General features: G+C 69.7%; 2 protein-coding genes and 1 pseudogene. All 3 read left to right on the top strand.

Features of this window, described 5'->3' with window-relative positions; translation table 11 throughout:
- Positions 1–138 precede the first annotated feature (138 nt).
- Complete coding sequence (locus BN13_RS16700) at positions 139–1638, top strand: CoA-acylating methylmalonate-semialdehyde dehydrogenase (RefSeq protein ID WP_235434101.1); 1500 nt, start codon at positions 139–141, stop codon at positions 1636–1638.
- A 234-nt stretch (positions 1639–1872) separates the two neighbouring features.
- Complete coding sequence (locus BN13_RS16695) at positions 1873–3969, top strand: MMPL family transporter (RefSeq protein ID WP_235434100.1); 2097 nt, start codon at positions 1873–1875, stop codon at positions 3967–3969.
- 10 nt (positions 3970–3979) lie between these two features.
- A pseudogene (locus BN13_RS19775) lies at positions 3980–4414 on the top strand (sensor histidine kinase); the annotation flags it as partial.

Here is a 4414-nt window from a genome sequence, read left to right as displayed (position 1 = left end):
TTACGCACTTGAGCACGCCTTACAAGGCGTGCTCAAGTGCGTAAGGCGTGCTCAAGTTCCAGGACGCACGGGCCTTCCAGCACCCACCCATCGTCCTGCTAGTATGTAATAACAAATGCACTGAATAGGAGTATGTTCGTGAGCTCGCCCCAACGCATCACCCACCTGATCGCCGGCTCGCCCTGGGAGGGTACGGCCGAGCGCACCAGCCCGGTCTACAACCCCGCGACGGGCGAGCAGACGGGCGCCCTCGATCTCGCCTCGGCCGCGCTGGTCGACGACGTCGTGGCCACCGCCAAGGCCGCCTGGGTCGCCGAGTGGCAGCACACCTCGCTGACCAGGCGGACGCAGGTCCTCTTCAAGTTCCGCGAGCTGCTCAACGAGCGCAAGGAGGAGATCGCCGCCGTCATCACCGCTGAGCACGGCAAGGTCCTCTCCGACGCGATCGGTGAGGTCACGCGCGGCCTCGAAGTCGCCGAGTTCGCTTGCGGCATACCGCATTTGCTCAAGGGCGGCTTCTCGGAGAATGTCTCGACCAAGGTCGATGTCTATTCGATTCGGCAGAGCCTGGGCGTGGTCGCGGTGATCAGCCCGTTCAACTTCCCCGCCATGGTGCCGCTGTGGTTCGTGCCGATCGCCATCGCGTGCGGCAATGCCGTCATCATCAAGCCGTCCGAGAAGGACCCCTCGGCCGTCAACGCCGTTGCCGCCCTGTGGAAGGAAGCCGGGCTTCCCGACGGCATCCTCAATGTCGTCCACGGCGACAAGGAGGCTGTCGACGCTCTCCTGGACAATCCCGATGTCCGCGCGGTCTCATTTGTCGGCTCGACCCCGATCGCGAAGTACGTCTACGAAAGGGGCACGGCCAACGGCAAGCGTGTCCAGGCTCTCGGCGGCGCGAAGAACCACATGCTCGTCCTGCCAGACGCCGACCTCGACCTCGCCGCCGACGCGGCCGTCAATGCCGGCTTCGGCTCCGCCGGTGAGCGGTGCATGGCGATCTCCGCGCTCGTCGCCGTCGAGCCCGTCGCCGACCCGCTGATCGAGAAGATCAAGGACCGGATGGGCAAGCTCGTCACCGGCGACGGCACCCGCGGAACCGATATGGGTCCGCTGGTCACCAAGGCGCACCGCGACAAGGTCGCGTCCTATCTCGATGTCGAGGACGGCGGCGCCGAGGTGCTCGTCGACGGCCGGGAGGCCGACTTCGACGCCGATGGTGATGGCTTCTTCCTCGCCCCCTCGCTCATCGACAAGGTCGCCCCGGGCATGCCGCAGTATGACGACGAGATCTTCGGCCCGGTCCTGTCCGTGGTCCGCGTCGCGTCCTACGACGAGGGCCTGAAGCTGATCAACGACAGCCCGTTCGGCAATGGCACGGCGATCTTCACCAATGACGGTGGCGCCGCCCGCCGCTTCCAGAACGAGGTCGAGGTCGGCATGGTCGGCATCAATGTGCCGATCCCCGTTCCGATGGCCTACTTCTCCTTCGGCGGCTGGAAGGCCTCGCTCTTCGGCGACTCCCACGCCCACGGCATGGAGGGCGTGCACTTCTTCACCCGCGGCAAGGTCGTCACCTCGCGTTGGCTCGACCCGTCCCACGGCGGCCTGAACCTGGGCTTTCCCCAGAACGTCTGAGCCGCACCACGATTCGCCGTATGCCGCCCGCTCACCCGAGCGGGCGGCATACGTATGGCGGTGGCCTAGGTGAGCTCGACGGCCTAGGTGAGCGGTTGAGCGAATCTCCTGCCCCGAGGGCCTCCCCCACCGCTCCACGCCGCAACAGACGGACCATTAGCCGCACTGCGGATCATCCGAAGGGATGATGCGCGCGGGTCGAGCGGGTGAGGGCGGTTTTCCTACCGTCGAGGTATGCCGCGCACGCTCGCCCCATCGCCTGTCACCCGCTCCTCGGCATCACGCAAAGACGTTGCGGCGCAACCGATTCCATCGTCTCGGCGACGCGGCGGAGCGGTGGTGGTCTTGGCGCTCTTCCTCGCCGTGCTGGGGGCGGCGATGGGGATCTTCCGGGACGCCCAGATCCCGCCGCGCGGTGAGCCGGTCCCGGCGAGTGCTGAGTCGGCCCTTGTCGCCGTGGAGTTGGCGGCTCGGCCTGGCTCGGACATTGCCCCGGTCCTCCTCGTCGCCACGCGAGCCGATGGCGCGGCGCTGAGCGCCACTGATGACAAGGCTCTAGCCGGCCTCACCGCGCGCGTGGCACCAACCGATCTGCCCCCGGTCGGCCCGCCCACGGCGACGGTGTCCGCGGACGGGCGCGCGGCATACACCCTCATTCCCGTCCGCACGGGTGCGGAGAACAGCGACAACATCGCGACAATCACCGACCTCCGCGCGGAGGTCGATAAGGCGACCCCCGCCGGGCTGGACGTGGTCGTCACGGGCGGCCCGGCCTTCGGCGCCGACGTCGCTAATGCATTCTCCGGAGCCGACTTTCGCCTGCTCGCCGTCACCGTGGGCGTCGTCGCTGTGCTCCTGCTCATCACCTACCGGTCACCCATCCTCTGGCTCATCCCGCTGACCGTCGTCGGCGTCGCCGACCAACTCGCGGGCGTCGTCACCAAGGCCATCGGCGACGCGAGTGGCCTGACCTTCGACGCCGGGATCGTCTCGGTGCTCGTCTTCGGCGCCGGCACCAACTATGCGCTCCTGCTCATCTCCCGCTACCGAGAAGAACTCGCCCGCGAAGCCGACCACCGGCGGGCGCTCGCCACGGCGCGTCGGGCAACGCTGCCGGCCATCGTCGCCAGCAATCTCACGGTCGTCCTCGCCCTGCTCACCCTGCTGCTCGCGGTCGTCCCCGGCACTCGCGGCCTCGGGCTCGCCGGAGCAACCGGGCTCCTCATCGCGCTTGCGGCTGCCGCCTTCGTCCTCCCGGCCGCGCTTGCCCTCGTGGGTCGGCGGATCTTCTGGCCGTTCATTCCCGTCCCCGGTATGCCGCCCGCTCGCGACGGCTGGTGGGCGCGTCTCGGGCATCGGGTCACCGCGCAACCGGGCCGCGTCATCGCCGGTTCCATCGTCGTCCTGGCGCTCCTCGCCACGGGGCTGGTGGGCACGCGAATCGGCCTCAATCAGGGCCAGCAGTTCCGCGTCGCCTCGGACTCCCAGCGCGGGCTGACCGTCATCGAGCAGCACTTCCCCGGCGGGCTGGCAGCACCCCTCACCGTGACCGTCGCCGCCGACTCCACGGCCGCGGTGACCGACGCTCTGCGGACCGTCCCAGGCGTGGTGACCGTGGCGCCGGGGGGCACGGCATACGACGGCCGGGTGGCGCTCACCGTCATCGGTGAGCCGCTCGCCGGGACGTCCGCGAGCGACGCGCTGGTCGAGCAGGCTCGTGAGGCCGTCCACGCGATTCCGGCGGCCGATGCCCGCGTCGGCGGGTCACCCGCAGAGCTTCTCGACGCCCGCGCCGCCGCCGACCGCGACCTGCGCGTCATCGCCCCGGTGATCCTTGCTCTCATCGCGGCGGTCCTGATGCTGCTGCTGCGCGCCGTCACCGCACCACTGGTCCTGTTACTCATCAATATCGCGAGCAGCCTCGCCACCCTCGGTGTCGGATCGTGGCTCGGGAGAACGCTTTTCGGCTTCCCGGCGCTCGATGTGCAAGTGCCGCTGATCGCCTTCCTCTTCCTCGTCGCCCTCGGCGTGGACTACACGATCTTCCTGGTTCACCGGGCCCAGGACGAGGCCCGCACCCACGGCGTGCGCGAAGGTATGGCGCTCGCCGTCGGGCACACGGGTGCCGTCATCACCAGCGCGGGCGTCGTGCTCGCCGGGGTCTTCGCTGCGCTCGGCGTACTGCCACTCGTCGTCCTCGGCCAACTCGGCCTGATCGTCGGCCTCGGGGTGCTCGTCGACACCTTCCTCGTGCGCGCCCTGTTGGTCCCTGGCGTGATCGCCGCGCTGGGTGACCGCGCCTATTGGCCGCGCCGCCTGCGCGCTGCGTAGCCTCGTTTCCGTGCAGACCTCGCCGACCGTCGGCCCGCCCAGCGCCCTGCTGCGGCGGCTGACGGTCGTCCAGCACATCCTCTTCGCCGCGCTCGTCCTCATCGGCGCCGCGCAAGCATGGCGCACCGACGCCCCGCGCGTCGCGGTCGCGCTGGTCACCATTTGCCTGCTCGGGGTGTATGCCGTGGGCGCCCGCCGCGCGGTTCACCACGGCGCGTCGGCTCCTGCCGGGTCCGCGGCCCACCCCCATCGGTATGCCGTGGCCTGGCTCCTCGGGGTCGCCGTCCTGTGGGCGGTGGCCGTCGCGGTCTCGCCGGCCTTCGTCTGGGTCGCCTTTGCCCTCTGGCTGCTCGCGGGCCACCTCCTGCCCGTGCGCGGCGCGCTCTTGCTCACGGTGATCACGCTGGGTCTCGTCGTCTGCGCCCCGCCACTCGCCGGCGAGCCG

This window comes from Nostocoides jenkinsii Ben 74 (genome assembly GCF_001046875.1).
In the GTDB taxonomy this organism is placed as follows: Bacteria; Actinomycetota; Actinomycetes; order Actinomycetales; family Dermatophilaceae; genus Nostocoides_A; species Nostocoides_A jenkinsii.
This window is presented reverse-complemented; position numbering and strand designations above follow the sequence as displayed.

What these genes read in the sequence shown, in the direction of transcription:
- BN13_RS16695 (WP_235434100.1), top strand. Translation starts at nt 1,873, where the DNA reads ATGCCGCGCACGCTCGCCCCATCGCCTGTCACCCGCTCCTCGGCATCA.